The sequence below is a fragment of the Cupriavidus sp. USMAA2-4 genome (assembly GCF_001854305.1).
Classification (GTDB): Bacteria; Pseudomonadota; Gammaproteobacteria; order Burkholderiales; family Burkholderiaceae; genus Cupriavidus; species Cupriavidus malaysiensis.
The window spans coordinates 3,030,467-3,055,301 of sequence record NZ_CP017748.1; the positions used below are offsets into that span (position 1 = coordinate 3,030,467).

The following is a 24,835-nucleotide window of genomic DNA, read 5'->3' on the forward strand; positions in this document are numbered from 1 at the left end:
TGCTAGGGAGATCGCCGCCAGTCGTCAAGCGGGAGCCGGGCGCGGCGCTGCCGGCGAGCGGCGGCAGCGCGGTGGCAGAGTGCCGCCGTGCGAGAATTCCGACATGTCCATGCCACAGCCCTCCGCCCTCGCCGAAGCCACTCCCGCTCGTTCGCACATCGCCGAGCGCCAGGAAGCGCGGCGCCGCCAGATCCTCGATACCGCGGCCCAGCTCTTCTACACCAAGGGCTATCCGGGCATGACCATGAACGACCTGTGCCGGGCGCTGGGCGTGACCAAGCCCGCGGTCTATTACTACTTCACCGACAAGTACGAGATCTTCGACATCCTCTGCCGCGAGTCGGCGCAGACCTGCCTGCCGGTGATCCGCGAAACCGCCGATCCTGCGCTGCCCGTGCGCGAGCGTCTCGAGGCCTGCCTGCTGGAGATGGCGCGGCGCTGCATCGCCAGCCATGTGCCGGCCACGCTGAGTTTCCGCGACCACCAGTACCTGCGTCCCGACACCGTGGCCTGGCTCGGCGAGATGGCGCGCGCCTTCTACCGGGATCTCTATGCCTTGCTGGAGGAGGGCAAGGGCGCCGGCGTGTTCGCCTACGGCGATGCACGCGTGGCCGCGCACGCCATCGGCAGCGTGGTCGGCTTCATGTACACCTGGCACGATCCGGACCGCCTCGACGGCGAGGCGCTGGCGCGCGAGCTGGCCACCAATATGATGAAGCTGGTATTGCCGGCCGGCGACTGAGGCGCGTGCCGCGGGCCGGATGAGGCTGCGATTTTCCTGGGAGCCTTCGCGAAGACGGCTGGCCCTCTTCCGATTGCAAGCGCGCATCAGGGTATTCCCCAGTCAGTGTGCGTCCCATGGCACGGGAATCACGCTATGCTGGGCCTCGTTTCCAGAGGACTTCATCTAATTGGTTGTCTAAAGCCCGGCGGCGCGTTTAGCATGCCGAAAATCGAACGATCATTCAGAAATCCAGAAATCAGGAGACGGTGGCTATGGAAAGGTTTTGGCTGAAGCAGTACCCGGCGGGCGTGCCCGCCGAGATCGATGCCAGCCAGTTCCGCTCGCTCGGCGAGCTGCTGGAAGAGTCTTTCCGCGCCTATGCGGACCGCAAGGCTTTCGTCTGCATGGACAAGGCCATCACCTATGGCGAACTGGACCGGATGTCGGCGCAGTTCGCCGCCTGGCTGCAGGCGCGCGGCCTGCGCGCCGGCGCGCGCGTCGCCATCATGATGCCGAACGTGCTGCAGTACCCCGTGGTGCTCGCCGCGGTGCTGCGCGCAGGTTTCGTCGTGGTCAACGTCAATCCGCTGTACACCCCGCGCGAGCTGGAGCACCAGCTCAAGGACAGCGGCGCCGAGGCCATCGTCATCCTGGAGAATTTCGCCACCACGCTGCAGCAGGTGCTGGCCAGCACGCCGGTCAAGCATGTCGTCGTGGCCAGCATGGGCGACCTGCTCGGCGGCCTCAAGGGCGCCATCGTCAATTTCGTCGTGCGCAACGTCAAGAAGATGGTGCCGGCCTGGGAGCTGCCCAACTGCGTCCGCTTCAACGACGTGCTGCGCGAAGGCAGCCGCATGCAGCGCAAGCCGGTCTCGACCGGCCCGGACGATGTCGCCTTCCTGCAATACACGGGGGGGACCACCGGCGTGTCGAAGGGAGCGACGCTGCTGCACCGGAACATCGTTTCCAACGTGCTGCAGTCGGAGGCCTGGATGCAGCCGGCGCTGAACAAGGGCGGCCAGATCGACCAGGTGATCACCATCACCGCGCTGCCGCTCTACCACATCTTCGCGCTGACGGTCTGCTGCCTGCTGGGCATGCGCAGCGGCGGCATGAGCGTGCTGATCCCGAATCCGCGCGACATCCCGGGCTTCGTCAAGGAACTGCAGAAGTACCGCTTCCACATGTTCCCGGCGGTCAACACGCTGTACAACGCGCTGCTCAACAGCCCGGACATCGGCAAGGTCGATTTCTCCAACCTGCGCGTCGCCAACGGCGGCGGCATGGCGGTGCAGGAGGCGGTCGCCAAGCAATGGCTGGCCAAGACCGGCTGCCCGATCATCGAGGGCTACGGCCTGTCGGAGACGTCGCCCTCGGCCACCTGTAACCCGACCGACACCGATGCCTTCTCCGGCACCATCGGCCTGCCGCTGCCTTCCACCGATATCGCCATCCGCGACGACGACGGCCGCGACCTGCCGCTGGGCCAGCCCGGCGAGATCTGCATCCGCGGGCCGCAGGTGATGGCCGGCTACTGGAACCGTCCGGACGAGACCGCCAAGGTCATGACGCCGGACGGCTTCTTCAAGACCGGCGACATCGGCGTGATGGACGAGCGCGGCTACACCAAGATCGTCGACCGCAAGAAGGACATGATCCTGGTGTCGGGCTTCAACGTCTATCCGAACGAGGTCGAGGGCGTGGTGGCGGAATGCCCGGGGGTGCTGGAAGTGGCGGCGGTCGGCGTGCCGGACCAGCACTCCGGCGAGGTGGTCAAGCTGTTCGTGGTGAAGAAGGATCCGGCGCTGACCGAAGCGGACGTGATCGCCTTCTGCAAGGAACGCCTGACCGGCTACAAGCGGCCGAAGTATGTCGAGTTCCGCAGCGAGCTGCCCAAGACCAATGTGGGCAAGATCCTGCGCCGCGAGTTGCGCGACAACCGCCAGGCGGCCTGACCGGTACGTCGGCGCCGGCGCCGCCTGCAGCCGCGGCCTCGGGTCAGGGCGCGGCCAGGCTGGCCTTCAGGCGGCCGAGCAGCTTGAACAGCGCGCGGCGGTCGGATTCGCCCAGCCCGCCGAACAATTCCTCGACCCACTGTTCGTGGGCCCGCGCCATGCCCGAGAATGCCGTGCGGCCGGCCGGGGTCAGCCGGATCAGGTAGGCACGGCGGTCGCTGGGCAGCGCTTCGCGCGAGACCAGTCCCTCCTGCTGCAACTGGTCCGTGATGCCGGTCACGTTGCCGCCGGTCACCATCAGGCGGCGCGACAGCTCTCCCATTTTCAAGCCTTCTGGGTGGCGGTCCAGCTGGGCCATCAGGTCGAAGCGCGGCAGCGTGCAGGCGAACTCCTGGCGCAGGCGGGAGCGGATATCCCCTTCCAGCAGGTTGGTGCAGGTCAGCAGGCGCAGCCACAGGCGCAGCGCCTCATGGCCACTGTCGTCGGCACGGGTTTCGAGGTCCAGCGCCGGTTCGGCGCTTGCCTCGATATCGGGAGGATTGGGCATCTTGTACGGCAAGAGGGCACCGCCGGCCGCCAGGCGGCCGCGTGCTTATTTGATGCCTCAAGTATATATGCGCCGACGGCGCAGGCGCGTCAATCCACCTTCGCGCCGGAGTCCTTCACCACCTTGGACCACTTGGCCAGCTCGGCGCGGATGAAGGCGGCGAACTGCTCGGGCGTATTGCCGACCGGATCGGCGCCCTGGGCCTGCAGCTTGTCGCGCATCGCCGGCGTGGCCAGCGACCTGGCCACCTCCTGCTGGATGCGCACCACGACCTCATGAGGCGTGCCTGCCGGTGCCAGCAGGCCGAACCAGGAACTGGCTTCGTAGTTCGGCAGCTTGGCCAGCTCCGCGATCGTGCCCACGCCCGGGAGCGCGGCCGAGGGCTTGGCGCTGGTCACCGCCAGCGCCTTGAGCTTGCCCGCCTTGATCAAGGTGATCGAGGAGGGCAGGTTATCGAACATCAGCTGCATGGTGCCTCCGGCCAGGTCGGTCAGCGCCGGTCCGCTGCCCTTGTAGGGGAAGTGCACCATATAGGTATGGGTCTGCGTCTTGAACAACTCGCCGGCCAGGTGGATCGAGGTACCGTTGCCGCTCGAGGCCATATTCAGCTTGCCGGGATGGGCGCGCGCGTAGGCGATCAGGTCGTTGACCGTGTTGATCTGGTTCTGCTGCGCGAAAGCCGGGTTCACGACCAGCACATTGGGTACGGCGGCCACCTCGGTGATCGGCGCGAAATCCTTGACCGGGTCGAAGGGAAGCTTGCCGTAGAGCGACTGGTTGATGCCGTGCGTGCCGACGGTGCCCATCAGCAGCGTGTAGCCGTCGGGCGGTGCCTTGGCCACCAGGTCGGCGCCGATATTGCCGCCCGCGCCGGGGCGGTTGTCGACCACGACGTTCCAGCCTGGCAGCTTGGACAACTCGGCCGCCACCGCGCGCGCCAGGATGTCGGTGGTCCCGCCCGCCGGGAAGGGCACCACCAGCCGGATCGGCTTGCTCGGATAGGCGTCGGCCGCCGCCGCCGGGCCCGACACCCCGGCGAGGCTGGCGACGGCGCCGAGCATCACCGCCAGGATGGTTCTGCGACTGCTGCGCATAGGTCTGTCTCCGGAATCGGTCTCTTCGGACCGGGTTGTGGATGCACAGCATTGTAGGCAGCCCGGCGCACGGCGCGGATGCGGTGATGCCCTAGGTGGCCTTGCCGGCCGCGCCATGAAAAAAGGCACCCGAAGGTGCCTTGCAGGATGAAGCGATGGTTCTTGTTAGAACTTGTGGCGCAGGCCGACGGCGACGCCGACCATGCTGTCCTTGCCCGTGGCCGGCTGGTAGCCGTTGGCGAAGGCGATGGTCGGGTTGTCCAGGCCCAGGCCGGCGTTCTTGGCGTAGGCGCCCATCACGTAGACGTCGGTGCGCTTGGACAGGTTGTAGTCCGCGACCAGCTGGACTTGCCAGGGATTGGGCGGATTGACCGAGGTGGTGGCACTGGTGGCCATGCTCTTGAGATTGTCGTAAGAGTAGCCCAGCGTCAGGCCCAGCGCTGCAGTCGCCTGGTAGTTGACACCAGCCCAGTAGTAGTCGTCGCGGTACTGCGAGACGGCCGATGCCAGGCCAGCTTGAGCCTGGGCCTGACCCCAGCGGTAGCCGGCCATGACCTTGATGGCGCTGCCGAAGGAGTAGCTGGCAGCCACGGCTGCCTTGCGGATCGTGCCGGTGGCGCCGCCGGCGCCGTTGAGCGACGGGTTGTACTGGTCGTAGGCCACGCCGACGCCGAGCGGGCCGGCGATGTAGGAGGCACCGAGACCGTAGCCGCTGTCACGGCGGAACTGGCCCGGCGCTTCGCCGGCGCCCAGCGCGCCATTGCCGAACGACCAGTGGCCCTCGGCCGTGACCGGACCGAAGGTGCCGGTGTACTTGGCGGTGTTGTCCGAGCGGAAGTTCAGGCCCAGTTGCTGCACCACCGGTTCCCACATCGTGGCGTAGCCGGTCGGCGAGAAGTTGGCGAGCACGTCGAAGATCGTGGTGTACTGGCGGCCCAGGGTGATCTTGCCGAACTGGTTGTTGTTCAGGCCGACGAAAGCTTGGCGACCAAACAGGCGGTTGCCCTGCTGGCTGGTGCCGTTGTCAATGCCGAAACCGCTTTCCAGCACGAACAGTGCCTGGTTGCCGCCGCCCAGGTCTTCCGTGCCGCGCAGGCCCCAACGCGAACCGGACAGGCCGCCGCCGCTGGCCATGCGGAACAGGTTCGCCGAGCCGCCGCCGGCCTTCGGCATGTTGCTGACGTACTCGATCGGCGCATCCACCACGCCGTACAGGGTCACGCTGGATTGCGCTTGAGCCGCACCGGCACATGCGCACAGCGCCGCTGCCGCGATAAGCGATTTCTTCATGCTCGATGATCTCCATTTAAGAATTATTGGTGTCATACGGCGAGACCTCCTGTTTCCTCTCCACTCGCCGGCACGACAAACTTCGTAAGAAGTTGCCAAGTAATGTAACAAACAACCCCTGATTCACCAGTAGAGGCTCCCCTCCCTTGTCTGCTTTTCACAACTCAGGGTTTTGGAGCACCGGGCGGGGCAGGGCTCGGCCCGGTGCGGGCTGCGCGCCAGGCGGCGCGCGCTGTCGACGCGCTACAATACGGGTAATCCCGAGGAATGACCGGGCCCTCACGACGGCCTGGATCCCCCACGCTGGTGGGGCGGTCCCGCGGCAAGCACAACGACAATGGACACCCTGATTCGAGAATTCGACGTCGCGCTGCGAGCGATCGCCGGCGTGACGCGGGCCGCGCGCCCGAACCCCGCCGATACCCTGGCGCCGGACGACGCGGCCCTGTCCGAGGACGAGCGCCGCCATGTGGCCGGCCTGATGCGCATCAACCATGTCGGCGAGGTCTGCGCCCAGGCCCTCTACCAGGCGCAGAAGCTGACCGCGCGCACGCCGGCGGTGCGCACGCAGATGGATACCGCGGCGCGCGAAGAGGAAGACCACCTCGCCTGGTGCGCCGATCGCCTGCGCGAGCTCGGTTCGCGGCCCAGCCTGCTGAATCCGCTCTGGTATGCGGGCGCCTTCGCCATCGGCTGGGCGGCCGGCCGTGCCGGCGACCGGGTCAGCCTCGGCTTCGTCGCCGAGACCGAGCGCCAGGTCGAGCAGCACCTGAGCGGCCACCTCGAGCGCCTGCCCGCGGCCGACTCGCGCTCGCGGGCCATCCTCGAACAGATGCGCGACGACGAGGTGCGCCATGGCGACGCCGCCAGGGAGGCGGGCGGCATGCCGCTGCCCGACCCCGTGCGGGCCGTCATGCGCCTGGCCTCGCGCGTGATGACCACGGCCGCCTACCGTCTCTGACGGCGCCCGGCCGGTGTCCCTGCGGGCGTGCCGGCCAGGACGCCCGCCGGGGTGAATTGCAAAACGTTGTATCCTTCCAATCGGCGCGCGGACCCGGATTCCGCCGGCCAGCCGCAGTTTCTCCCTCGGCAGTTCTCAGGTGGTTTCTCCGCATTCCTCCCTAAGACCTTCATTTCATTAGGAATTCACCATCAAGGTGCGTGAAGTGTGCGCGCTAAGTCATTGTTCTGATTCAGAAAATCCGTGTTTGCTGCGGCACGGCGAGCCTTGACCCGCCAAAACGCTTCCTCTAAAGTGGGAAATAGTGTGAGGAAGTGTATTTTTGTGTGAGGGATCGAGGGGTTTGTGGGATCATTTCCTGCAAGCTGAACCCGGAGAGCTTGGGCGGTAGCCGGCGAAAAGGGCGCCGGTAACATTCGGGGGCGAAATTGTTTCAGGGAGCTTCGGCGCTGTCGCTGGATGCCAAGGGCCGGATGTCGATTCCGGCGAGGCATCGCGAGGCGCTGCAACAACAGGCCGAGGGCCGGGTGACGCTGACCAAGCACCCGGATGGCTGCCTGCTGCTCTTTCCTCGTCCCGAATGGGAAACCTTCCGTAGCCGGATTGCGGCGCTGCCGATGGATGCGCACTGGTGGAAGCGCATCTTTCTGGGCAACGCCGCCGACGTGGACATGGACGGCGCAGGCCGCGTGCTGATCGCACCGGAACTGCGCAGTGCCGCCATGCTCGACAAGGAAGTGATGCTGCTCGGCATGGGCAGCCACTTCGAAGTCTGGGATGCCGCGACATACGCCGCCAAGGAACAGCAGGCGATGGCGCAGGGCATGCCGGAAGCATTGAAGAATTTCTCTTTCTGATTAGGTCATGAGCCCAACCGCAACGCCGGGAACCACCGCCCTGCGCCATCGCACCGTGATGCTGGACGAAGCCGTCGAGGCTTTGCTCTGGCGCTCGGATGGCGTCTATGTGGACGGTACCTTCGGGCGCGGGGGGCATAGCCGGGCCGTGCTGGCCCGGCTCGGACCAGCCGGCGCCCTGGTCGCCTTCGACAAGGATCCGGCAGCAATCGCAGAAGCGGGCACCATCCAGGATGCCCGCTTCTCCATTGAGCATGCGAGCTTCGCGGAGATGGGCGCGTGCCTGTCCGGCCGCGCACCGGTGGCGGGCGTGCTGCTCGACCTCGGCATCAGCTCGCCGCAGATCGACGAGGCGTCACGGGGATTCTCCTTTCGTTTCGAGGGGCCGCTGGACATGCGCATGGACACCACGCGCGGCATCACCGCCGCCGAGTGGCTGGCGCAGGCGGATGAGAAAGACATCGCGAGGGTGATACGGGACTATGGGGAAGAACGGTTTGCTGTACAGATTGCAAAGGCGATTGTTGCTCGCCGGAGCGAACCCGGCGATGGCGGACCCATTGCCACTACATCCGACCTTGCCGCGCTCGTGGCGAAAGCCGTCAAGACTCGCGAGAAGGGTCAGGACCCTGCGACCCGCACCTTTCAAGCTCTACGGATTCACGTCAATCAAGAGCTTGCGGACCTCGAAAGAGGCCTGAGCGCGGCGTACGAGTTGCTGGAGGTCGGAGGGCGCCTGGTGGTGATCAGCTTTCACTCGCTGGAGGATCGCATCGTCAAGCGGTTCATGCAGGCGCACGCCCGCCCCCAGCAGGACGCCGATCCGGCCCTGCGGCGCGCGCCGCTGCGCGCCGCCGACCTGCCCCAGCCCACGCTCAAGCTGCTCGGCCGCTACAAGCCCAGCGAGGCCGAGGTCGCGGACAACCCGCGCGCGCGCTCGGCGGTGATGCGCGTGGCGGAGAAACTGCCGCCGGCGGGAGTGCGCGCGTGAACCGCCTGGCCTTCTTCCTGCTCGTGGCCCTGATGCTGTGCGCGCTGTCCCTGGTCGGCGCGCAGCACCAGGCTCGCACGCTGTTCGTTGCACTCGAGCGGGCGCAGAGCGAGGAGAAGCAGCTCGACGTCGACTGGTCGCGCCTGCAATACCAGCAGAGCGCGCTCAGCAAGAGCGCGCGCATTGCCGATGCGGCGCGCAGCCAGCTGCAGATGTCCCCGGTCACCCCCGGGCGTACCCAGTACCTGTCCGGCATCGTGCTGGCGCCCGCCAGCGGCGTTGCGGCGGCGCCGGCCAGCAGCGCGGAGGGCCGGCCATGACCATCGCCCGTTCCGGCCAGGGCGTCGGCGCGCGTGCGCGCGCCGACGGTGCCAACGGCCGCGCGCGTCCGCGCAGCGGCCAGTTCTCGGCCAGTCCGGTGCTCGGCCTGCGGCTGCCGATGTGGCGTTCCAAGTTCGTCGTGTTCCTGATGTTTGCCGCCTTCGTGGCGCTGGCCGCGCGCGCGCTGTGGATCCAGGGGCCTGGCAACCAGTTCTACGAGGCGCAAGGCAAGAAGCGTTTCCAGCGCACGCTCGAGCTGCCGGCCACGCGCGGCAAGATCCTCGACCGCAACGGCCTGGTGCTGGCCACCAGCCTGCCGGTGCGGGCCATCTGGGCGGTGCCGGAGGACGTGCCGGAGCAGGTCGAGCTGGACAAGATCCAGCGCCTGGCCAAGCTGCTCGGCATGTCCGAGAAGGAATTGAGCAAGAAGCTGTCCGAGGACAAGAGCTTCGTCTACCTGAAGCGCCAGGTGGAGCCCGACGTGGCGGACAAGATCGCCGAACTGAAGATCGACGGCATCCACCAGATGCGCGAGTACAAGCGCTTCTATCCCGAGGGCGAGGCGATGGCCCACGTGGTCGGCTTCACCAATGTCGAGGACAAGGGGCAGGAGGGCGTCGAGCTGTCGCAGGAGTCCGTGCTGGCGGGCAAGCCCGGCGCGCGCCAGGTGATCAAGGACCGGCTCGGCCGGGTGGTCGAGGACGTCGGCGTCCTGAAGACGCCGCGCGACGGCGCCGACCTGCAGCTCTCCATCGACGCCAAGATCCAGTACCTGGCCTTCAACGAGGTCAAGGCGGTGGTCGAGCGCAACAAGGCCAAGGCCGCCAGCGCCGTGGTGCTCGACGCGCAGACCGGCGAGATCCTGGCGCTGGCCAACTGGCCTACCTATAACCCGAACGACCGCACCCGCCTGTCGGGCGAACAGTTGCGCAACCGCGTGTTGACCGACACCTTCGAGCCGGGCTCGATGATGAAGCCGATCACCGTCGGCCTGGCCCTGCAGCTCGGCCGCGTGACGCCGTCGACCGTGATCCAGACCAGCGGCAAGTTCACCTACGAAGGCGCGACCATCTCCGACACCCATAACTACGGCGCCCTGACCGTGGCCGGCGTGATCCAGAAGTCGAGCAACATCGGCACGATGAAGATCGCGATGCAGCTCAAGCCGCAGGAGATGTGGGACATGTTCACCAGCGTCGGCCTCGGCCAGGCGCCCAAGATCGGCTTCCCCGGCGCGGTGGCCGGGCGCGTGCGGCCGTGGAAGAGCTGGCGCCCGATCGAGCAGGCGACCATGTCCTACGGCTACGGCCTGTCGGTCTCCCTGTTGCAGATGGCCCATGCCTACACCATCTTTGCCCATGACGGCGAGCTGATCCCGCTGTCGATCTTCCGCACCAGCGGTCCGGTGGGCGGCGAGCGCGTGCTGTCGCCGGAGGTGGCGCGCCAGGTGCGCGCCATGCTGGAAACCGTGACGGCGCCGGGCGGCACCGCGCCGCAGGCGCAGGTGATGGGCTACCGCGTCGGCGGCAAGACCGGCACGGCCTACAAGCACGTCGGTCGCGGCTATGACCGCAGCAAGTACCGCGCATCCTTCGCCGGCCTGGCGCCGATGTCCAACCCGCGCGTGATCGTTGCGGTCAGCGTGGACGAGCCGTCCGCCGGCAGCCACTACGGCGGCGCCGTCGCCGGCCCGGTCTTCGCCGCGCTGACCAGCGGCGCGCTGCGCGCGCTGAACGTGCAGCCGGACTCGCCGATCCGCCAGCTGGTGGTGACCGACGGGGTGCAGGAAAGCGAACCCTGGAGCGGATCCCAATGAGCGGCAAGGCCATGCTTCCCATCGAACTGGCGGCCGAGGCCGACAACGCGCTGGCCTGGCTGCGCGCGCACGCGCCCGCCACGGCCAGGCTGACCGGCGACACGCGCCGCCTGGCGCCGGGCGATGTGTTCTTCGCCTACGTGCTCGGCAACCAGCGCCTGTCCACCGACGGCCGGCCGCATATCGCCCAGGCCATTGCCGCCGGCGCCTCGGCGGTGATCTACGAGGCCGACGGCTTCGCCTGGCAGCACGGTGAGGCGGTCGCCCATCTCGGCGTCGACGGCCTGCACCGCCTGGCCGGCCCGGTTGCCGCCGGCTGGTACGGCAACCTGGCGCAGCCGCTGGCGGTGACCGGCATCACCGGCACCAATGGCAAGACCTCGTGCAGCCAGTGGCTGGCCCGGCTGCTGCAGGCGGCCGGCACCCCCTGCGCGGCAATCGGCACGCTCGGCACCGGCTTCCCCGGTGCCCTGAAGATGACCGGCTTCACCACGCCCGATGCGGTGCAACTGCAGGCCAGCCTGGCCGAGTTGCGCACAGCCGGTGCGCGCGCCGTCGCCATGGAAGTGTCGTCGCACGGCCTCGAGCAGGGGCGCGTGGCCGGGACCTGCTTCGATGTGGCGGTGTTGACCAACCTGACCCAGGACCATCTCGACTACCACGGCACCATGGCCGAGTACGAGGCGGCGAAGGCGCTGCTGTTCCAGTGGCCCGGCCTGCGCACCGCAGTGGTCAACCGCGACGACGCCATGGGGCGCCGCCTGCTGGCCGGCGGCGGCGCCAAGCTGTCGGCCCCGCAGGTGATCGAGTACGGCATCGACGGCCCGGCCGGCGCCAGCCTTGCCGGCCCGCGCGGCCAATGGCTGCGCGCCAGCGCCGTGCAGGCCACCACCGGCGGCACCAGTTTCCACATCGACGGCAGCTTCGGCAGCGCCGAGGTGGTGACGTCGATGATCGGCGCCTTCAATGTCAGCAACCTGCTGGCCGTGCTGGGTGCCGCGCTCGCCAACAGCGTGCCCTGGGACGCCGCGCTGGCGGCGCTGCGCGGGCTGACCCCGGTCGAGGGGCGCATGGAGCTGTTCGGCGGCCACGACGGGCCGCTCGCCGTGGTCGACTACGCACATACGCCGGACGCGCTGGAGCAGACGCTGGTCGCGCTGCGGCCGGTGGCGCAGGCACGCGGTGGACGGCTCTGGTGCGTGTTCGGCTGCGGTGGCGACCGCGATCCGATCAAGCGTCCGCTGATGGGCGCCGTGGCCGAACGGCTGGCCGACGAAGTGGTCCTCACCAGCGACAACCCGCGCAGCGAAGACCCGCAGGACATCCTGGAGGCCATTGCCGACGGCATGCGGGAGCGCGCGCGCGCGCGCCTGATCGAGGACCGCGCCGCCGCCATCCTCCACGCCATCCGCCATGCCGGCGCCGCCGACGTGGTGCTGGTGGCGGGCAAGGGCCATGAGGCCACCCAGGAAGTGAATGGCCGCAAGCGGCCTTTCTCCGACCGCGAGCATGTGCGCCTGACCCTGGGCGCGCGCGGAGTCTCGGCATGAGCAGCATGAACACCGAACGTACCGAACACAGCGAAGCGATGTGCTCGCTGGCCCAGGCCACTGCCTGGATCGACGGCGCCAGCGTGCGCGGCGATGCCGCGCGCGCCTTCACCCGCGTCCATACCGACAGCCGCACTGCGGCGCCCGGCGACCTCTTCGTCGCGCTCAAGGGCGAGCGTTTCGATGCGCACGATTTCCTGCCCGAGGTGGTGGCGCGCGGCGTGGCCGCGGTGCTGGTCGCGCGCGAGCCCGGCCTGGACGTGCCGGCCATCGTGGCGCCCGACACGCGGCTGGCGCTGGGTGCGCTCGCCGCGGGCTGGCGCCGCCGCTTCCACCTGCCGACCGTGGCGGTGACCGGCAGCAACGGCAAGACCACGGTCAAGGAGATGATCGCGGCGATCTTCGCCGCCGCGGTCGGCGCCGAGCAGCGCCTGGCTACCGGCGGCAACCTGAACAACGATATCGGCCTGCCGCTGACCGTGCTGCGCCTGCGTGCGCAGCACCGGCTGGCCGTGCTCGAACTGGGCATGAACCATCCGGGCGAGACGGTCTACCTGGCCGGCATCGCCCAGGCCACGGTGGCGGTGATCACCAACGCCCAGCGCGAGCACCAGGAATTCATGGTCAGCGTCGAGGCGGTGGCGCGCGAGCATGCCGCAGCCATCGCCGCGCTGCCGGCCGACGGTGTCGCCGTGATCCCGCACGACGCGGAAGGCGGCAGCGCGCATGCGCCGATCTGGCGCGAAGCTGCCGGCGCGCGCCGCGTGCTGAGCTTCGGCCTGGCGGCCGGCGCCGACGTCGGCGCGGAGATCCGGCTCGAGGACAGCGTGCAATGCCTGCAGGTACGCTCGCCGGCCGGCGCATTCGAGGTGCGCCTGCCGCTGCTCGGCGCGCACAACGCCCGCAACGCGCTTGGCGCGATCGCGTGCGCGCTGGCCGCCGGTGTCGAAGTGGCGGCGATCCAGCGTGGCCTGGCCGGCTTCAGCGCGGTCAAGGGACGCCTGCAGGTCAAGCATGGCCGGCGCGGCGAACTGGTGATCGACGACAGCTACAACGCCAATCCGGACTCAGTGCGGGCGGCGATCGACGTGCTGGCCGGCTTCGCCACCCCGCGCCTGCTGGTGCTGGGGGACATGGGCGAGGTCGGCGACCAGGGCGCGCCGTTCCACGCGGAGGTCGGCGCCTTTGCGCGTGAGCGCGGCATCGGCGCGCTGTGGGCGACGGGCGAACTGGCGACCCATGCGGTGCAGGCCTTCGGGCCGGGTGGACGCCATTTCGCCCGCGCGGAAGACCTGCTGCAGGCGCTGGCGGCGGATGAGGAAGGGGTGGTGACGCGGGCAGCCGCGGTGCTGGTGAAAGGATCGCGCTTCATGCGCATGGAACGGATGGTGGATGCGCTGGTCGGATCCCCCATCGCACAGTGAGACGCCGGATCCACCGGCGGCTGGCGAAAGGAATACGGAAACACGATGTTATTGGCTCTGGCCCAGTGGCTGCAAGACGACTACGGCTTCCTGCGGGTCTTCAACTATCTGACCTTCCGCGCGGTGATGGCCAACCTCACCGCGCTGGTGATCGGGCTCGCGCTCGGCCCGTGGGTGATCCGCAAGCTGACCGACCTGAAGATCGGCCAGGCGGTGCGCACGATCGGCCCGCAGACCCACCTGGTCAAGGCCGGCACGCCCACCATGGGCGGCGTGCTGGTGCTGCTGTCGATCGCCATCTCCACGCTGCTGTGGTGCGACTGGGGCAACCGCTTCATCTGGGTAGTGATGCTGGTCACGCTGGGCTATGGCGCGATCGGCTGGGTCGATGACTACCGCAAGGTGGTCTATCGCGATCCGCGTGGCATGTCGAGCCGCGAGAAGTTCTTCTGGCAGACCCTGATCGGCCTGGTGGCGGCGGTCTACCTGGCCTTCTCGGTCTCGGAAAGCAGCAACGTGAAGGTCTGGCACCTGTTCCTCGGCTGGGTCGAGGGTGGGATGTCGCTGGACATGCCGTACAAGTCCAACCTGATCGTGCCCTTCTTCAAGGAGGTGAGCTACCCGCTGGGCGTGGCCGGCTTCATCGTGCTGACCTACCTGGTGATCGTCGGCTCGAGCAACGCGGTCAACCTGACCGACGGCCTCGACGGGCTGGTCATCATGCCGGTGGTGCTGGTCGGCGGCGCGCTGGGTGTGTTCGCCTACGTGATGGGCAGCGCGGTGTACAGCAAGTACCTGTTGTTCCCGCACATCCCCGGCGCCGGCGAATTGCTGATCTTCTGTTCGGCGATGGCAGGCGCGGGGCTGGCCTTCCTCTGGTTCAACGCCCATCCGGCCCAGGTCTTCATGGGCGACGTGGGCGCGCTGGCGCTGGGCGGCGCGCTCGGCACGGTGGCGGTGATCGTGCGCCAGGAAATCGTGCTGTTCGTGATGGGCGGCATCTTCGTGGTGGAAACGCTGTCGGTGATGCTGCAGGTGACCTGGTTCAAGATCACCAAGCGGCGCTACGGCGAAGGACGGCGCTTGTTCCGCATGGCACCGCTGCATCACCACTTCGAGCTGAGCGGCTGGAAGGAGACGCAGGTCGTCGTGCGCTTCTGGATCATCACCATGCTGCTGGTGCTGATCGGGCTGTCCTCGCTGAAGCTGCGCTGAGCGGCGCAGCGGGACGGAAATTCAGGTAATCAACAGGAACGAAGGCAGGGAAACAAAGTGTTCGGCGAGTTGCAACAACCTCATGTGCTGGTACTGGGCCTGGGCGAATCGGGCCTGGCGATGGCGCGCTGGTGCGGCCGCCACGGCTGCGCCGTGCGCGTGGCCGACACGCGCGAGGCGCCCGCCAACCTTGTCTTCCTGCAAGCCGAGCTGACCGGCGCCGAGTTCGTCGGTGGCGCTTTCGGCGAGACGCTGCTCGACGGCATCGGCCTGGTGGCGATCAGCCCCGGCCTGTCGCCGAACGAGGCCGGCACGGCTGCCCTGCTGGCGGCGGCGCGCGCGCGCGGCATCCCGGTGTGGGGCGAGATCGAGCTGTTCGCCCGCGCCCTGGTGCAGTTGCAGGCCGACACCGGCTATACCCCGAGCGTGATCGCCATCACCGGCACCAACGGCAAGACCACCACCACCGCGCTGACCGGCCGTCTGGCCGAGCGCGCCGGCAAGAGCGTGGCCGTGGCCGGCAATATCAGTCCTTCCGCGCTCGACAAGCTGGCCGCCTGCATCGCCGCCGGGGCGCTGCCCGAAGTCTGGGTGCTGGAGCTCTCCAGCTTCCAGCTCGAGACCACCCACACGCTGGCGCCGCACGCGGCCACCGTGCTCAACGTGACGCAGGACCACCTCGACTGGCACGGCAGCATGGAGGCCTATGCCGCCGCCAAGGCCCGCATCTTCGGCACCTCGGGACATTGCGTGCAGGTGCTGAACCGCAATGACCGCGTGACCATGGCGATGGCACGGCCCGGCTCGGTGCCGGTCAGCTTCGGCACCGACCTGCCCGAGACGGCCGGCAGCTACGGCATCCTGCGCGAGGGCGGCATGCCCTGGCTGGTGCTGGCGGAGGCCGACAGCGAGGCCGAGGAGTCCAGGCCGCGTCGCCGCAAGTCCGCCGCGGGCGCGCCGGAGGAGGCGCTGCCGGTGCGCCACAAGCGCCTGATGCCCGTGGACGCGCTGCAGATCCGCGGCCTGCACAATGCCACCAATGCGATGGCCGCGCTGGCACTGTGCCGCGCCATCGGCCTGCCGCTCAATGCCCTGCTGCACGGGCTGCGCGAGTACCAGGGCGAACCGCATCGTGTCGAGCACATGATGACGCTGGACGAAGTCGAGTACTTCGACGACAGCAAGGGCACCAATGTCGGCGCCACCGTGGCCGCCTTGTCCGGGCTGGACAAGCGCGTGGTGCTGATCGCGGGCGGCGAGGGCAAGGGGCAGGATTTCTCGCCGCTGGCGGCGCCGGTCGCGCAGTACGCGCGTGCGGTGGTGCTGATCGGGCGCGCCGCCGGTGAATTGCGCGCGGCGCTGGAGGAGAGCGGCGCGCAGCTGGTCGACGCCGGCACGCTGGAAGAGGCGGTCACGCTGGCCGCGCGCCTGGCCCAGCCGGGCGACGCCGTGCTGCTGTCGCCCGCCTGTGCCAGCCTCGACATGTTCCGCAACTACGTGCACCGCGCCGAGGTGTTCCGCGCTGCGGTGGAGGAACTCGCCCTGTCCCGGGGGATCATGCCATGAGCGATTCGCAGGTCAAGCGCAGCGGCTTCATCGGCGCCACCATCGGCAATGCCTGGGGTGGCCTGCGTGACGCGGTATCCGGCGTCAAGCCGACGCGCTCGCGCATGATGGAATACGATCAGCCCCTGCTGTGGGTGTCGATCGTGCTGCTCGCCTTCGGCCTGGTGATGGTCTACTCGGCCTCGATCGCGCTGCCCGATGCGCCGCGCTATGCCAACTACGGCGAGGGCCACTTCCTGCTCCGCCACGCCTTCGCGCTGTTCATCGGCCTGTCGTGCGGCCTCGTCGCCTTCCAGATCCCGGTCAAGGTGTGGGACCGCTACGCGCCCAAGCTCTTCATCCTCGCCCTGCTGCTGCTGGTGGTGGTGCTGATCCCCCACGTCGGCAAGGGCGTCAATGGCGCGCGTCGCTGGATCCCGCTGGGCGTAATGAACTTCCAGCCCTCCGAGCTGATGAAACTGGCGGTGGTGCTGTACGCGGCCAACTACACCGTGCGCAAACAGGAGTGGATGCAGACCGTCGCCAAGGGCTTCCTGCCGATGGGAGTGGCGGTGGTCGTGGTGGGCATGCTGCTGCTGCTGGAGCCGGACATGGGGGCCTTCCTCGTGGTGGCCGCGGTGGCGATGGCCATCCTTTTCCTGGGCGGGATCAACGGCAAGCTGTTCGCCGGCCTGGTCGGCGTGGCGATCGGCGCCTTCGCGCTGCTGATCACGGCTTCGCCCTGGCGGCGCGAGCGGATCTTCGCCTACCTGAACCCATGGGAAGAGAGCAACGCGCTGGGCAAGGCCTACCAGCTCACCCACTCGCTGATCGCCTTCGGGCGCGGCGAATGGGCCGGCGTCGGACTGGGCGGCAGCATCGAGAAGCTGCACTACCTGCCCGAAGCCCACACAGACTTCATCCTCGCCGTCATCGGCGAGGAATTCGGTTTCATCGGCGTGCTGGTGGTGATCGTGCTGTTCTACTGGCTGGTGCGGCGCGCCTTCGGCATCGGCCGCACCGCGCTGCAGCTCGACCGCACCTTTGCCGGCCTGGTGGCCAAGGGCATCGGCGTGTGGGTCGGCTGGCAGACCTTCATCAATATGGGCGTGAACCTCGGCCTGCTGCCGACCAAGGGCTTGACGCTGCCGCTGGTCAGCTACGGCGGCTCGGGCATCCTGATGAACTGCGTGGCGCTCGCGATCCTGCTGCGCATTGATTATGAAAACCGTGTATTGATGCGCGGAGGGAAGGTATGACCGGAGCGCGGCAATACACGGTTTCGGTGGAGGCTAACTTCCTGCGTGAGCAGGAAGTTAAGCGCAGCGGCCGTAACCAAAACCTCGTTGCGATGCGCGGAGGGAAGGTATGAGCGCGCAGCGCACCCTCCTGGTCATGGCCGGCGGCACCGGGGGGCACGTCTTCCCCGGGCTGGCGGTCGCACGCACGCTGCGCGAGCAGGGCTGGCGCGTGGTCTGGCTGGGCAACCGTACCGGCATGGAGGCGACGCTGGTGCCGAAGCACGATATCCCGATGGAGTTCGTGCAGTTCGGCGGCCTGCGCGGCAAGGGCCTGGTGACCAAGCTGCTGCTGCCGCTGAACCTGCTGCGCGCCTTCTGGCAGAGCCTGGGTGCGCTGCGCCGGGTACGCCCGGACGTGGTGCTGGGCATGGGCGGCTATATCACCTTCCCCGCGGGCATGATGGCGGCGCTGATCGGCCGGCCGCTGGTGCTGCACGAGCAGAATTCGATCGCCGGCCTGGCCAACAAGGTGCTGGCCAAGGTGGCGGACCGCGTGCTGTGCGCTTTCCCCGGGGCACTGCCCGGGGCCGAGTGGACCGGCAATCCGGTACGCGCGGAGGTGGCCGGCCTGCCGGCACCCGAGGCGCGCTATGCGCAGCGCACCGGTCCGCTGCGCGTGCTGGTGGTGGGCGGCAGCCTGGGCGCGGCCGCCCTCAACGAGGTGGTGCCCAAGGCGCTGGCGCTGCTGCCGGCGGCCGAGCGGCCGCGCGTGACGCACCAGGCCGGCGTCAAGCAGATCGACACCCTGCGCGCGAATTACGCGGCGGCAGGCGTCGAGGCCGAGACCGTGCCCTTCATCGACGACATGGCACGAGCCTACGACGAGGCAGACCTGGTGATCTGCCGCTCGGGCGCAATGACCGTATCGGAAGTCGCGGCGGCGGGCGTGGCGGCGCTGTTCGTACCGTTCCCGCATGCCGTGGACGACCACCAGACCACCAACGCGGAATTCCTCTCGCGGCAGGGCGCGGCCCTGCTGGTCCAGCAGCAAGACCTGAACCCCGAGGGGCTGGCGCGCACGCTCGCCGGCCTGCAGCGGTCGCAACTGAAAGACATGGCGCGCCTGGCGCGCGGCCTGGCCAAGCCGGATGCGACCCGGCGCGTGGCCGAGGTCTGCGCCGGCATGGCCAGGCATTGAAGCAATGGATTCATGAAGCATATCGTCAAGAACATTCACTTCGTGGGCATCGGCGGCGCCGGCATGAGCGGCATCGCCGAGGTCCTGCTGAACCTGGGCTACAAGGTCTCCGGTTCCGACATGGGCAGCAACGCTGCCACGCAGCGCCTGAGCGCGCTCGGTGCCAAGGTGATGCACGGCCATGATGCGGCCAATGTCGACGGCGTCAATGCGGTGGTGATCTCCACCGCCGTGGGCGACGACAATCCGGAAGTGATCGCCGCGCGCGCGCGCCGCATCCCGGTGGTGCCGCGCGCCGTCATGCTGGCCGAGCTGATGCGCCTGAAGCAAGGCGTGGCCATCGCCGGCACGCACGGCAAGACCACCACCACCAGCCTGGTCGCCTCGGTGCTGGCCGAGGGCGGCCTCGATCCCACCTTCGTCATCGGCGGCCGTCTGAATTCGGCCGGCGCCAACGCGCGCCTGGGCACCGGCGACTTCATCGTCGCCGAGGCCGACGAGTCCGATGCTTCCTTCCTGAACCTGTTCCCGGTGATGGAAGTCATCACCAATATCGATGCCGATCACATGGCCACCTACGGCCATGACTTCGCGCGCCTGAAGCAGGCTTTCATCGAGTTCACGCAGCGGCTGCCCTTCTATGGCATCGCCGTGCTGTGCGTGGACGATCCCAATGTGCGCGAGATCCTGCCCTTCGTCTCCAAGCCCATCGTGCGCTATGGCTTCGCCGAGGATGCGCAGGTGCGGGCGGTCGACGCGCGCGCGGTCGACGGGCAGATGCACTTCACCGTGCTGCGCCAGCTCAACGGCCATGCCGAGCCACCGCTCGAGGTGGTGCTGAACCTGCCGGGCCTGCACAACGTGCAGAACGCGCTGGCCGCGATCGCCATCGCCACCGAGCTGGAGGTGCCTGACGCCGCCATCGTGAAGGCGCTGCGCGAGTTCCACGGCGTGGGCCGGCGCTTCCAGCGCTACGGAGAAGTGGCCACGGCCGACGGCACCGGCACCTTCACGCTGGTCGACGACTACGGCCACCATCCGGTCGAGATGGCGGCGACCCTGGCGGCGGCACGCGGTGCCTTCCCGGGCCGCCGCCTGGTGCTGGCCTTCCAGCCCCACCGCTATACGCGCACGCGCGACTGCTTCGAGGACTTCGTCAAGGTGCTGGGCAGCGTCGACGCGCTGCTGCTGGCCGAAGTCTACGCGGCCGGCGAGGCCCCCGTGGTGGCGGCCGACGGGCGCGCCCTGACCCGCGCGCTGCGCGTGGCAGCCAAGGTCGAGCCAGTCTTCGTCGAGCACATCGAGGAGATGCCGGCCGCCATCCTGGGCGCGGCGCGTCCCGGCGATGTCGTGATCACCATGGGCGCCGGTTCGATCGGCGCCGTGCCGGGCCAGGTGGTATCGCGCCAGCAGCCGGCAGGAGGCCAGGCATGAGCTTCGTCGCCCATCCCCAGATCGATCCCCGCTCCCTTGGCAAGGTCGGCGTGCTGTTCGGCGGCCGCTCGGCCGAACGCGAGGTATCGCTGATGTCCGGCCGCGGCGTGCTGGCGGCGTTGCAGTCGCGCGGCGTGGATGCCCATGCCTTCGATCCGGCCGTGCAGGGCGTGGCCGAGCTGGCCGCGGCGGGATTCGACCGCGTCTTCATCGCGCTGCACGGCCGTTACGGCGAGGACGGCACCATGCAGGGCCTGCTCGAGCAGCTCGGCATTCCCTATACGGGCAGCGGCGTGCTGGCCTCGGCCTTGTCGATGGACAAGCAGGCCACCAAGCGGCTGTGGATGACCCACGGCCTGCCGACGCCGCGCTTCGCCATGCTGCAGGCCGGCTCCGACTTCACCGCCGTGGTGGCCGAGCTGGGGCTGCCGCTGATCGTCAAGCCGGCGCGCGAGGGTTCGTCGATCGGCCTGACCAAGGTGACCGACGCGGCGCAGATGCGCGAGGCCTACGAGAAGGCGGCGGCGCTCGACCGCGATGTCATCGCCGAGACCTTCATCGATGGCGCGGAGCTGACCTGCCCGCTGGTAGGGGAGGGCGATGACGCCGCGGCGCTGCCGGTCATCCGCATCGTCGCGCCCGGCGCCAACTACGACTATCAAAATAAGTACTTTACTGACGATACCCAATACCTGTGCCCGTCGGGCCTGCCGGAGGCGCTCGAGCGCGAAGTGCAGGACCTGGCGGTCAATGCCTACCGCGTGCTGGGTTGCCGCGGCTGGGCGCGTGCCGACGTGATGCTGCGCGCCGACGGCAAGCCCTTCCTGCTGGAGATGAACACCTCGCCGGGCATGACCGGCCATTCGCTGGTGCCGATGGCGGCGCGTGCCGCGGGCATCAGCTACGAGGACTTCGTCATGCAGGTGCTGGCCGCGGCGACGCTGGACCTGCAACCGAACGAACACTGGAAGCCCGAGTAGGGCAGGGGGCGCCGGCCGGCGGACGGCGGCGCGCAGACGAAGCCGATATGACTGGAACCGAAGCCGCGCGACGCAAACGGACCGAGCAACGACAGCCGACCAACACCTGACCGAATCTGACCGACACCTGACATGTGGCACAACGCACGCCTGCTCAACCTGATCGCTTCCACGCTCTATGTGCTGGTGGCGCTGATGGCGCTCGCGGCCGGCCTGCTGTGGCTGGCCCAGCGGCCGGTGTTCGCCATCACCCATGTCGACGTGAGCGGTCTGGACGGCGCGGTGCTGCGCCACGTCAACGCGCCCAGCGTGCGCACCAACGCCCTGGGCAAGCTGAACGGAAACTTCTTCACGCTGGACCTGAACGCGGCGCGCCAGGTGTTCGAGTCGGTGCCCTGGGTGCGCCGCGCCAGCGTGCGCCGCGAATGGCCCAACGGCCTGGCGGTCGAGGTCGAGGAGCACGAGGCGCTCGGTACCTGGGGCGGCGCCGACAGCGGCAGGCTGATCAATACCTACGGCGAAGTCTTCGTGGCCAACACGGCCGAGGCAGAGGAGGATGCCCAGCTGCTGGCGCTGGAAGGCCCGACCGACAGCGAGGAAGACGTGGTCGAGAAGCTGGAGACCATGCGCGAGTGGTTCAAGCCGCTGCAGGCCGAGCCGCTCGCGGTGTCGCTGTCCGCCCGCTATGCCTGGCGCGCCAAGCTCTCCAACGGCATGGTGGTGGAGCTGGGGCGCGAGCAGAACGAAGAGGATCGCGCCGCCATGGAGCAGCGCGTCAAGCGTTTCGTGGCGGCGTGGCCGGAGGTCACCAGGCAGTGGGGCAAGCAGGTCGAGTACGCCGACCTGCGCTATCCCAACGGTTTTGCCATCCGTGCCGCCAATATCCGCTTCCTGACCGATGCCCAGGTGGCGGCCGCGGCGAAGGCCAAGGCATCGCCGGCGAAGGCGGGCACTACCAATAGCAGCAACCCCAACAATACGACGCGACTGAAGAGCAAGAACGCGGAGAAATCGCGATGAGCAAGGAATACAAGGACCTCCTGGTCGGTCTCGACATCGGCACCTCGAAGGTGGCGGCGGTGGTCGCGGAACTGCGCCCCGACGGCAGCTACGAAGTGATCGGGATGGGCCAGGCCGAGTCCAAGGGGCTGAAGAAGGGGGTCGTGGTCAACATCGAGGCCACCGTGCAGTCGATCCAGCGGGCGCTGGAAGAGGCCGAACTGATGGCCGACTGCAAGATCTCCGAGGTCTTCACCGGCATCGCCGGCAGCCATATCCGCAGCTTCAACTCGAGCGGCATGGTGGCGATCAAGGACAAGGAAGTCACGCAGACGGACGTGGCCCGGGTGATCGAGACGGCCAAGGCGGTCAACATCCCGACCGACCAGCAGATCCTGCACATCCTGACCCAGGAATTCATCATCGATGGCCAGGAGGATGTGCGCGAGCCGATCGGCATGAGCGGCATCCGCCTGGAAGTGAAGGTGCACATCGTCACCGGCGCGGTCAGTGCGGCGCAGAACATCGTCAAGTGCGTGCGCCGCTGCGGCCTGGAAGTGCACGACCTGATCCTGCAGCCGCTGGCTTCCAGCCTGGCGGTGCTGACCGAGGACGAGAAGGAACTGGGCGTGGTGCTGGTCGACATCGGCGGCGGCACCACCGATATCGCCATCTTCAGCGAAGGGGCGATCCGCCACACCGCGGTGATTCCCATCGCCGGCGACCAGATCACCAACGACATCGCGATGGCGCTGCGTACGCCGACGCCGGATGCCGAGGACATCAAGATGCAGTACGGCATCGCCAAGCAGGCGATCGCCGATCCGGACGACATGATCGAGGTGCCGGGCGTCGGCGACCGCGGCACGCGCACGCTGTCGCGCCAGGCGCTGGCGGCGGTGATCGAGCCGCGCATCGAGGAACTGTATTCCCTGGTGCACCAGGTGGTGCGCGAGTCCGGCTATGAAGAACTGCTGTCGTCGGGCGTGGTGATCACCGGTGGCACGGCGATGATGCCGGGCATGGTCGAGCTGGGCGAGGACATCTTCCTCAAGCCGGTGCGTGTCGGTGTGCCCGAGTATCGCGGCAACCTGCACGAGGTGGTCAAGAGCCCGCGCTACTCGACGGTGATGGGTCTGTTGCTCGAAGGGCGCGTGCAGCGCATGCGCGGGCGCAAGGTCGCCGTGCAGAGCGGCTCGGTCAAGCAGGTATGGGGCCGCATGAAGGAATGGTTCGTCGGCAACTTCTGAGTTGCCGCGGCCGGCAGTACGCAACAGGTTCGCAAGGTAGAAGTTTTCTTTTCAATCTTTGGTTTCTTGTTCAGGAACCAAGGGCTGCGGCGGGGAGGCCGCAGCGTTTGGGGACTGATTCTTCTTGGAGGCAGTGATGGACTTTGACATGATCGAAACGGAAATGCAGGACGGCACCATCATCAAGGTGGTTGGCGTGGGCGGCGCGGGCGGCAACGCCGTGCAGCACATGATCAACCGCGGCGTGCAGGGTGTGGAGTTCATCTGCATGAATACCGATGCCCAGGCGCTCAAGCGCTCGTCGGCGGAGCGCGTGCTGCAGCTCGGCAACAGCGGTCTCGGCGCCGGCGCCAAGCCTGAGGTCGGCCGCAACTGCGCCGAGCAGGCGCGCGATCAGATCGCCGATGCCCTGCGCGGCGCGCACATGGTCTTCATCACTGCCGGCATGGGCGGCGGCACCGGTACCGGCGCCGCACCGATCGTGGCGCAGGTGGCGAAGGAAATGGGCATCCTGACCGTGGGTGTCGTCAGCAAGCCGTTCGAGTTCGAAGGTGCCCGCCGCGCCAAGGTCGCCGAAGCCGGCTCGGGCGAGCTCGAGGCCTGCGTCGACTCGCTGATCGTCGTGCTCAACGAGAAGCTGTTCGAAGTGATGGGCGACGACGCCGAGATGGACAAGTGCTTCCAGTGCGCCGACGACGTGCTGCACAACGCCGTGGCCGGCATTGCCGAGATCATCAATGTCGATGGCCTGGTCAACGTCGACTTCGAGGACGTCAAGACGGTCATGGGCGAGCAGGGCAAGGCCATGATGGGCACGGCCACCGTGTCCGGCGTGGACCGCGCCCGCCTGGCCGCCGAGCAGGCCGTCGCCAGCCCGCTGCTGGAAGGCGTGGACCTGTCGGGCGCGCGCGGCGTGCTGGTCAACATCACCGCCAGCCATTCGCTGAAGCTGTCGGAGACCAAGGAAGTCATGAACACCATCCGCAGCTACGCGGCGGAAGATGCCACGGTGATCTTCGGCACGGTGTACGACGACTCCATGGGCGACGCACTGCGCGTGACCGTGGTGGCGACCGGCCTGGGCCGCTCGGCGAAGAAGCAGCAGCCGATGACGCTGCTGAAGACCGGTACCGACAACATGCCGGTGCAGATGATGGCCAGCATCGCCCCGACCATGACGCAGACGCCCGACTACAGCGGCCTCGACACGCCGGCGGTGTGGCGCAGCTCGCGCGAGTCGGCGTCGGCTCACGTGGCGGCGCTGCAGGAAAAGGGCGTCGACACCTACGACATCCCGGCCTTCCTGCGCAAGCAGGCTGACTGAGCCGGCCCGGCAGGGCGGCATGCTCGCCAGCCGGCCGGCTGGCCAGCGATCCGATGCGGCGATGCACGCAGGCGCTCCCTCGCCCGTGCCTGGCCCGGATCGTACTGGCCCGCCTCGCC

General features: G+C 68.2%; 21 protein-coding genes. 18 read left to right on the forward strand and 3 right to left on the reverse strand.

The window, feature by feature from the left end:
• Positions 1-109: 109 nt before the first annotated feature.
• A complete protein-coding gene (locus tag BKK79_RS13390; RefSeq protein WP_418235868.1) occupies positions 110-742 on the forward strand; it encodes a TetR/AcrR family transcriptional regulator in 633 nt (210 codons plus the stop codon).
• A gap of 254 nt (positions 743-996) precedes the next feature.
• On the forward strand, positions 997-2,679 hold the full coding sequence (locus tag BKK79_RS13395; protein WP_071015615.1) for a long-chain fatty acid--CoA ligase: 1,683 nt from the start codon (positions 997-999) through the stop codon (positions 2,677-2,679).
• Between the two features lie 43 nt (positions 2,680-2,722).
• Here BKK79_RS13395 and BKK79_RS13400 read toward each other — a convergent pair whose 3' ends face one another.
• From BKK79_RS13400 to BKK79_RS13410, 3 genes are all read right to left on the reverse strand, one after another.
• Entirely contained in the window at positions 2,723-3,226 is a 504-nt protein-coding gene (locus BKK79_RS13400; RefSeq protein ID WP_071037863.1) for a MarR family winged helix-turn-helix transcriptional regulator, read from the reverse strand.
• 89 nt (positions 3,227-3,315) lie between these two features.
• Positions 3,316-4,320: a Bug family tripartite tricarboxylate transporter substrate binding protein gene (locus BKK79_RS13405; protein WP_071037864.1), complete on the reverse strand. Its 1,005-nt coding sequence runs from the start codon at positions 4,318-4,320 to the stop codon at positions 3,316-3,318.
• A 165-nt stretch (positions 4,321-4,485) separates the two neighbouring features.
• Positions 4,486-5,610 carry a porin gene (locus tag BKK79_RS13410; protein ID WP_071037865.1) on the reverse strand — a complete coding sequence of 375 codons (1,125 nt, stop codon included), beginning with the start codon at positions 5,608-5,610 and terminating at the stop codon, positions 4,486-4,488.
• 337 nt (positions 5,611-5,947) lie between these two features.
• Between BKK79_RS13410 and coq7 the strand changes: the two genes are divergently transcribed.
• The 16 genes from coq7 to ftsZ all read left to right on the forward strand — a co-directional run bounded on the left by coq7 (position 5,948) and on the right by ftsZ (position 24,716).
• Positions 5,948-6,571, forward strand: coding sequence for a 2-polyprenyl-3-methyl-6-methoxy-1,4-benzoquinone monooxygenase (gene coq7 / locus BKK79_RS13415; RefSeq protein WP_071015610.1), 624 nt, complete (start codon positions 5,948-5,950; stop codon positions 6,569-6,571).
• 428 nt (positions 6,572-6,999) lie between these two features.
• Positions 7,000-7,428: a division/cell wall cluster transcriptional repressor MraZ gene (gene mraZ / locus BKK79_RS13420; RefSeq protein WP_071015608.1), complete on the forward strand. Its 429-nt coding sequence runs from the start codon at positions 7,000-7,002 to the stop codon at positions 7,426-7,428.
• Between the two features lie 7 nt (positions 7,429-7,435).
• Complete coding sequence (gene rsmH, locus BKK79_RS13425; RefSeq protein WP_071015606.1) at positions 7,436-8,419, forward strand: 16S rRNA (cytosine(1402)-N(4))-methyltransferase RsmH; 984 nt, start codon at positions 7,436-7,438, stop codon at positions 8,417-8,419.
• Positions 8,416-8,739 (forward strand): cell division protein FtsL, encoded by a 324-nt coding sequence (ftsL, locus tag BKK79_RS13430; protein ID WP_071015604.1) that lies wholly within the window; start codon positions 8,416-8,418, stop codon positions 8,737-8,739. Before rsmH ends, ftsL begins: the two co-directional genes overlap by 4 nt.
• Positions 8,736-10,556, forward strand: coding sequence for a peptidoglycan D,D-transpeptidase FtsI family protein (locus BKK79_RS13435; RefSeq protein WP_071015602.1), 1,821 nt, complete (start codon positions 8,736-8,738; stop codon positions 10,554-10,556). Before ftsL ends, BKK79_RS13435 begins: the two co-directional genes overlap by 4 nt.
• On the forward strand, positions 10,553-12,106 hold the full coding sequence (locus BKK79_RS13440; RefSeq protein WP_071037866.1) for a UDP-N-acetylmuramoyl-L-alanyl-D-glutamate--2,6-diaminopimelate ligase: 1,554 nt from the start codon (positions 10,553-10,555) through the stop codon (positions 12,104-12,106). Before BKK79_RS13435 ends, BKK79_RS13440 begins: the two co-directional genes overlap by 4 nt.
• Positions 12,103-13,530 (forward strand): UDP-N-acetylmuramoyl-tripeptide--D-alanyl-D-alanine ligase, encoded by a 1,428-nt coding sequence (locus tag BKK79_RS13445; RefSeq protein ID WP_232346217.1) that lies wholly within the window; start codon positions 12,103-12,105, stop codon positions 13,528-13,530. The genes BKK79_RS13440 and BKK79_RS13445 overlap by 4 nt, the downstream gene beginning before the upstream one ends.
• Positions 13,531-13,575: 45 nt before the next feature.
• Positions 13,576-14,745, forward strand: coding sequence for a phospho-N-acetylmuramoyl-pentapeptide-transferase (mraY, locus tag BKK79_RS13450; protein WP_071015599.1), 1,170 nt, complete (start codon positions 13,576-13,578; stop codon positions 14,743-14,745).
• 57 nt (positions 14,746-14,802) lie between these two features.
• The gene (gene murD, locus BKK79_RS13455; protein WP_071015597.1) at positions 14,803-16,311 is read left to right on the forward strand and encodes a UDP-N-acetylmuramoyl-L-alanine--D-glutamate ligase; all 1,509 of its coding nucleotides are present in this window, start codon (positions 14,803-14,805) and stop codon (positions 16,309-16,311) included.
• Positions 16,308-17,549, forward strand: coding sequence for a putative lipid II flippase FtsW (ftsW, locus tag BKK79_RS13460; protein WP_071015596.1), 1,242 nt, complete (start codon positions 16,308-16,310; stop codon positions 17,547-17,549). The genes murD and ftsW overlap by 4 nt, the downstream gene beginning before the upstream one ends.
• A 109-nt stretch (positions 17,550-17,658) precedes the next feature.
• On the forward strand, positions 17,659-18,729 hold the full coding sequence (murG, locus tag BKK79_RS13465) for an undecaprenyldiphospho-muramoylpentapeptide beta-N-acetylglucosaminyltransferase (protein WP_071037867.1): 1,071 nt from the start codon (positions 17,659-17,661) through the stop codon (positions 18,727-18,729).
• Positions 18,730-18,741: 12 nt separating this feature from the next.
• The gene (gene murC / locus BKK79_RS13470; protein ID WP_071037868.1) at positions 18,742-20,163 is read left to right on the forward strand and encodes a UDP-N-acetylmuramate--L-alanine ligase; all 1,422 of its coding nucleotides are present in this window, start codon (positions 18,742-18,744) and stop codon (positions 20,161-20,163) included.
• On the forward strand, positions 20,160-21,143 hold the full coding sequence (locus BKK79_RS13475; protein WP_071015590.1) for a D-alanine--D-alanine ligase: 984 nt from the start codon (positions 20,160-20,162) through the stop codon (positions 21,141-21,143). Before murC ends, BKK79_RS13475 begins: the two co-directional genes overlap by 4 nt.
• A 132-nt stretch (positions 21,144-21,275) precedes the next feature.
• Positions 21,276-22,163: a cell division protein FtsQ/DivIB gene (locus BKK79_RS13480; protein WP_071015588.1), complete on the forward strand. Its 888-nt coding sequence runs from the start codon at positions 21,276-21,278 to the stop codon at positions 22,161-22,163.
• On the forward strand, positions 22,160-23,392 hold the full coding sequence (gene ftsA, locus BKK79_RS13485) for a cell division protein FtsA (RefSeq protein WP_071015587.1): 1,233 nt from the start codon (positions 22,160-22,162) through the stop codon (positions 23,390-23,392). Before BKK79_RS13480 ends, ftsA begins: the two co-directional genes overlap by 4 nt.
• A 136-nt stretch (positions 23,393-23,528) precedes the next feature.
• Positions 23,529-24,716 (forward strand): cell division protein FtsZ, encoded by a 1,188-nt coding sequence (gene ftsZ / locus BKK79_RS13490; protein ID WP_071037869.1) that lies wholly within the window; start codon positions 23,529-23,531, stop codon positions 24,714-24,716.
• Positions 24,717-24,835: the final 119 nt, after the last annotated feature.

Coding starts and splice junctions, on each gene's coding strand:
- BKK79_RS13390 (WP_418235868.1), top strand. CDS start 110: ATGCCACAGCCCTCCGCCCTCGCCGAAGCCACTCCCGCTCGTTCGCAC.
- BKK79_RS13395 (WP_071015615.1), top strand. CDS start 997: ATGGAAAGGTTTTGGCTGAAGCAGTACCCGGCGGGCGTGCCCGCCGAG.
- BKK79_RS13400 (WP_071037863.1), bottom strand. CDS start 3,226: ATGCCCAATCCTCCCGATATCGAGGCAAGCGCCGAACCGGCGCTGGAC.
- BKK79_RS13405 (WP_071037864.1), bottom strand. CDS start 4,320: ATGCGCAGCAGTCGCAGAACCATCCTGGCGGTGATGCTCGGCGCCGTC.
- BKK79_RS13410 (WP_071037865.1), bottom strand. CDS start 5,610: ATGAAGAAATCGCTTATCGCGGCAGCGGCGCTGTGCGCATGTGCCGGT.
- coq7 (WP_071015610.1), top strand. CDS start 5,948: ATGGACACCCTGATTCGAGAATTCGACGTCGCGCTGCGAGCGATCGCC.
- rsmH (WP_071015606.1), top strand. CDS start 7,436: ATGAGCCCAACCGCAACGCCGGGAACCACCGCCCTGCGCCATCGCACC.
- BKK79_RS13435 (WP_071015602.1), top strand. CDS start 8,736: ATGACCATCGCCCGTTCCGGCCAGGGCGTCGGCGCGCGTGCGCGCGCC.
- BKK79_RS13440 (WP_071037866.1), top strand. CDS start 10,553: ATGAGCGGCAAGGCCATGCTTCCCATCGAACTGGCGGCCGAGGCCGAC.
- BKK79_RS13445 (WP_232346217.1), top strand. CDS start 12,103: ATGAGCAGCATGAACACCGAACGTACCGAACACAGCGAAGCGATGTGC.
- mraY (WP_071015599.1), top strand. CDS start 13,576: ATGTTATTGGCTCTGGCCCAGTGGCTGCAAGACGACTACGGCTTCCTG.
- ftsW (WP_071015596.1), top strand. CDS start 16,308: ATGAGCGATTCGCAGGTCAAGCGCAGCGGCTTCATCGGCGCCACCATC.
- murG (WP_071037867.1), top strand. CDS start 17,659: ATGAGCGCGCAGCGCACCCTCCTGGTCATGGCCGGCGGCACCGGGGGG.
- murC (WP_071037868.1), top strand. CDS start 18,742: ATGAAGCATATCGTCAAGAACATTCACTTCGTGGGCATCGGCGGCGCC.
- BKK79_RS13475 (WP_071015590.1), top strand. CDS start 20,160: ATGAGCTTCGTCGCCCATCCCCAGATCGATCCCCGCTCCCTTGGCAAG.
- BKK79_RS13480 (WP_071015588.1), top strand. CDS start 21,276: ATGTGGCACAACGCACGCCTGCTCAACCTGATCGCTTCCACGCTCTAT.
- ftsA (WP_071015587.1), top strand. CDS start 22,160: ATGAGCAAGGAATACAAGGACCTCCTGGTCGGTCTCGACATCGGCACC.
- ftsZ (WP_071037869.1), top strand. CDS start 23,529: ATGGACTTTGACATGATCGAAACGGAAATGCAGGACGGCACCATCATC.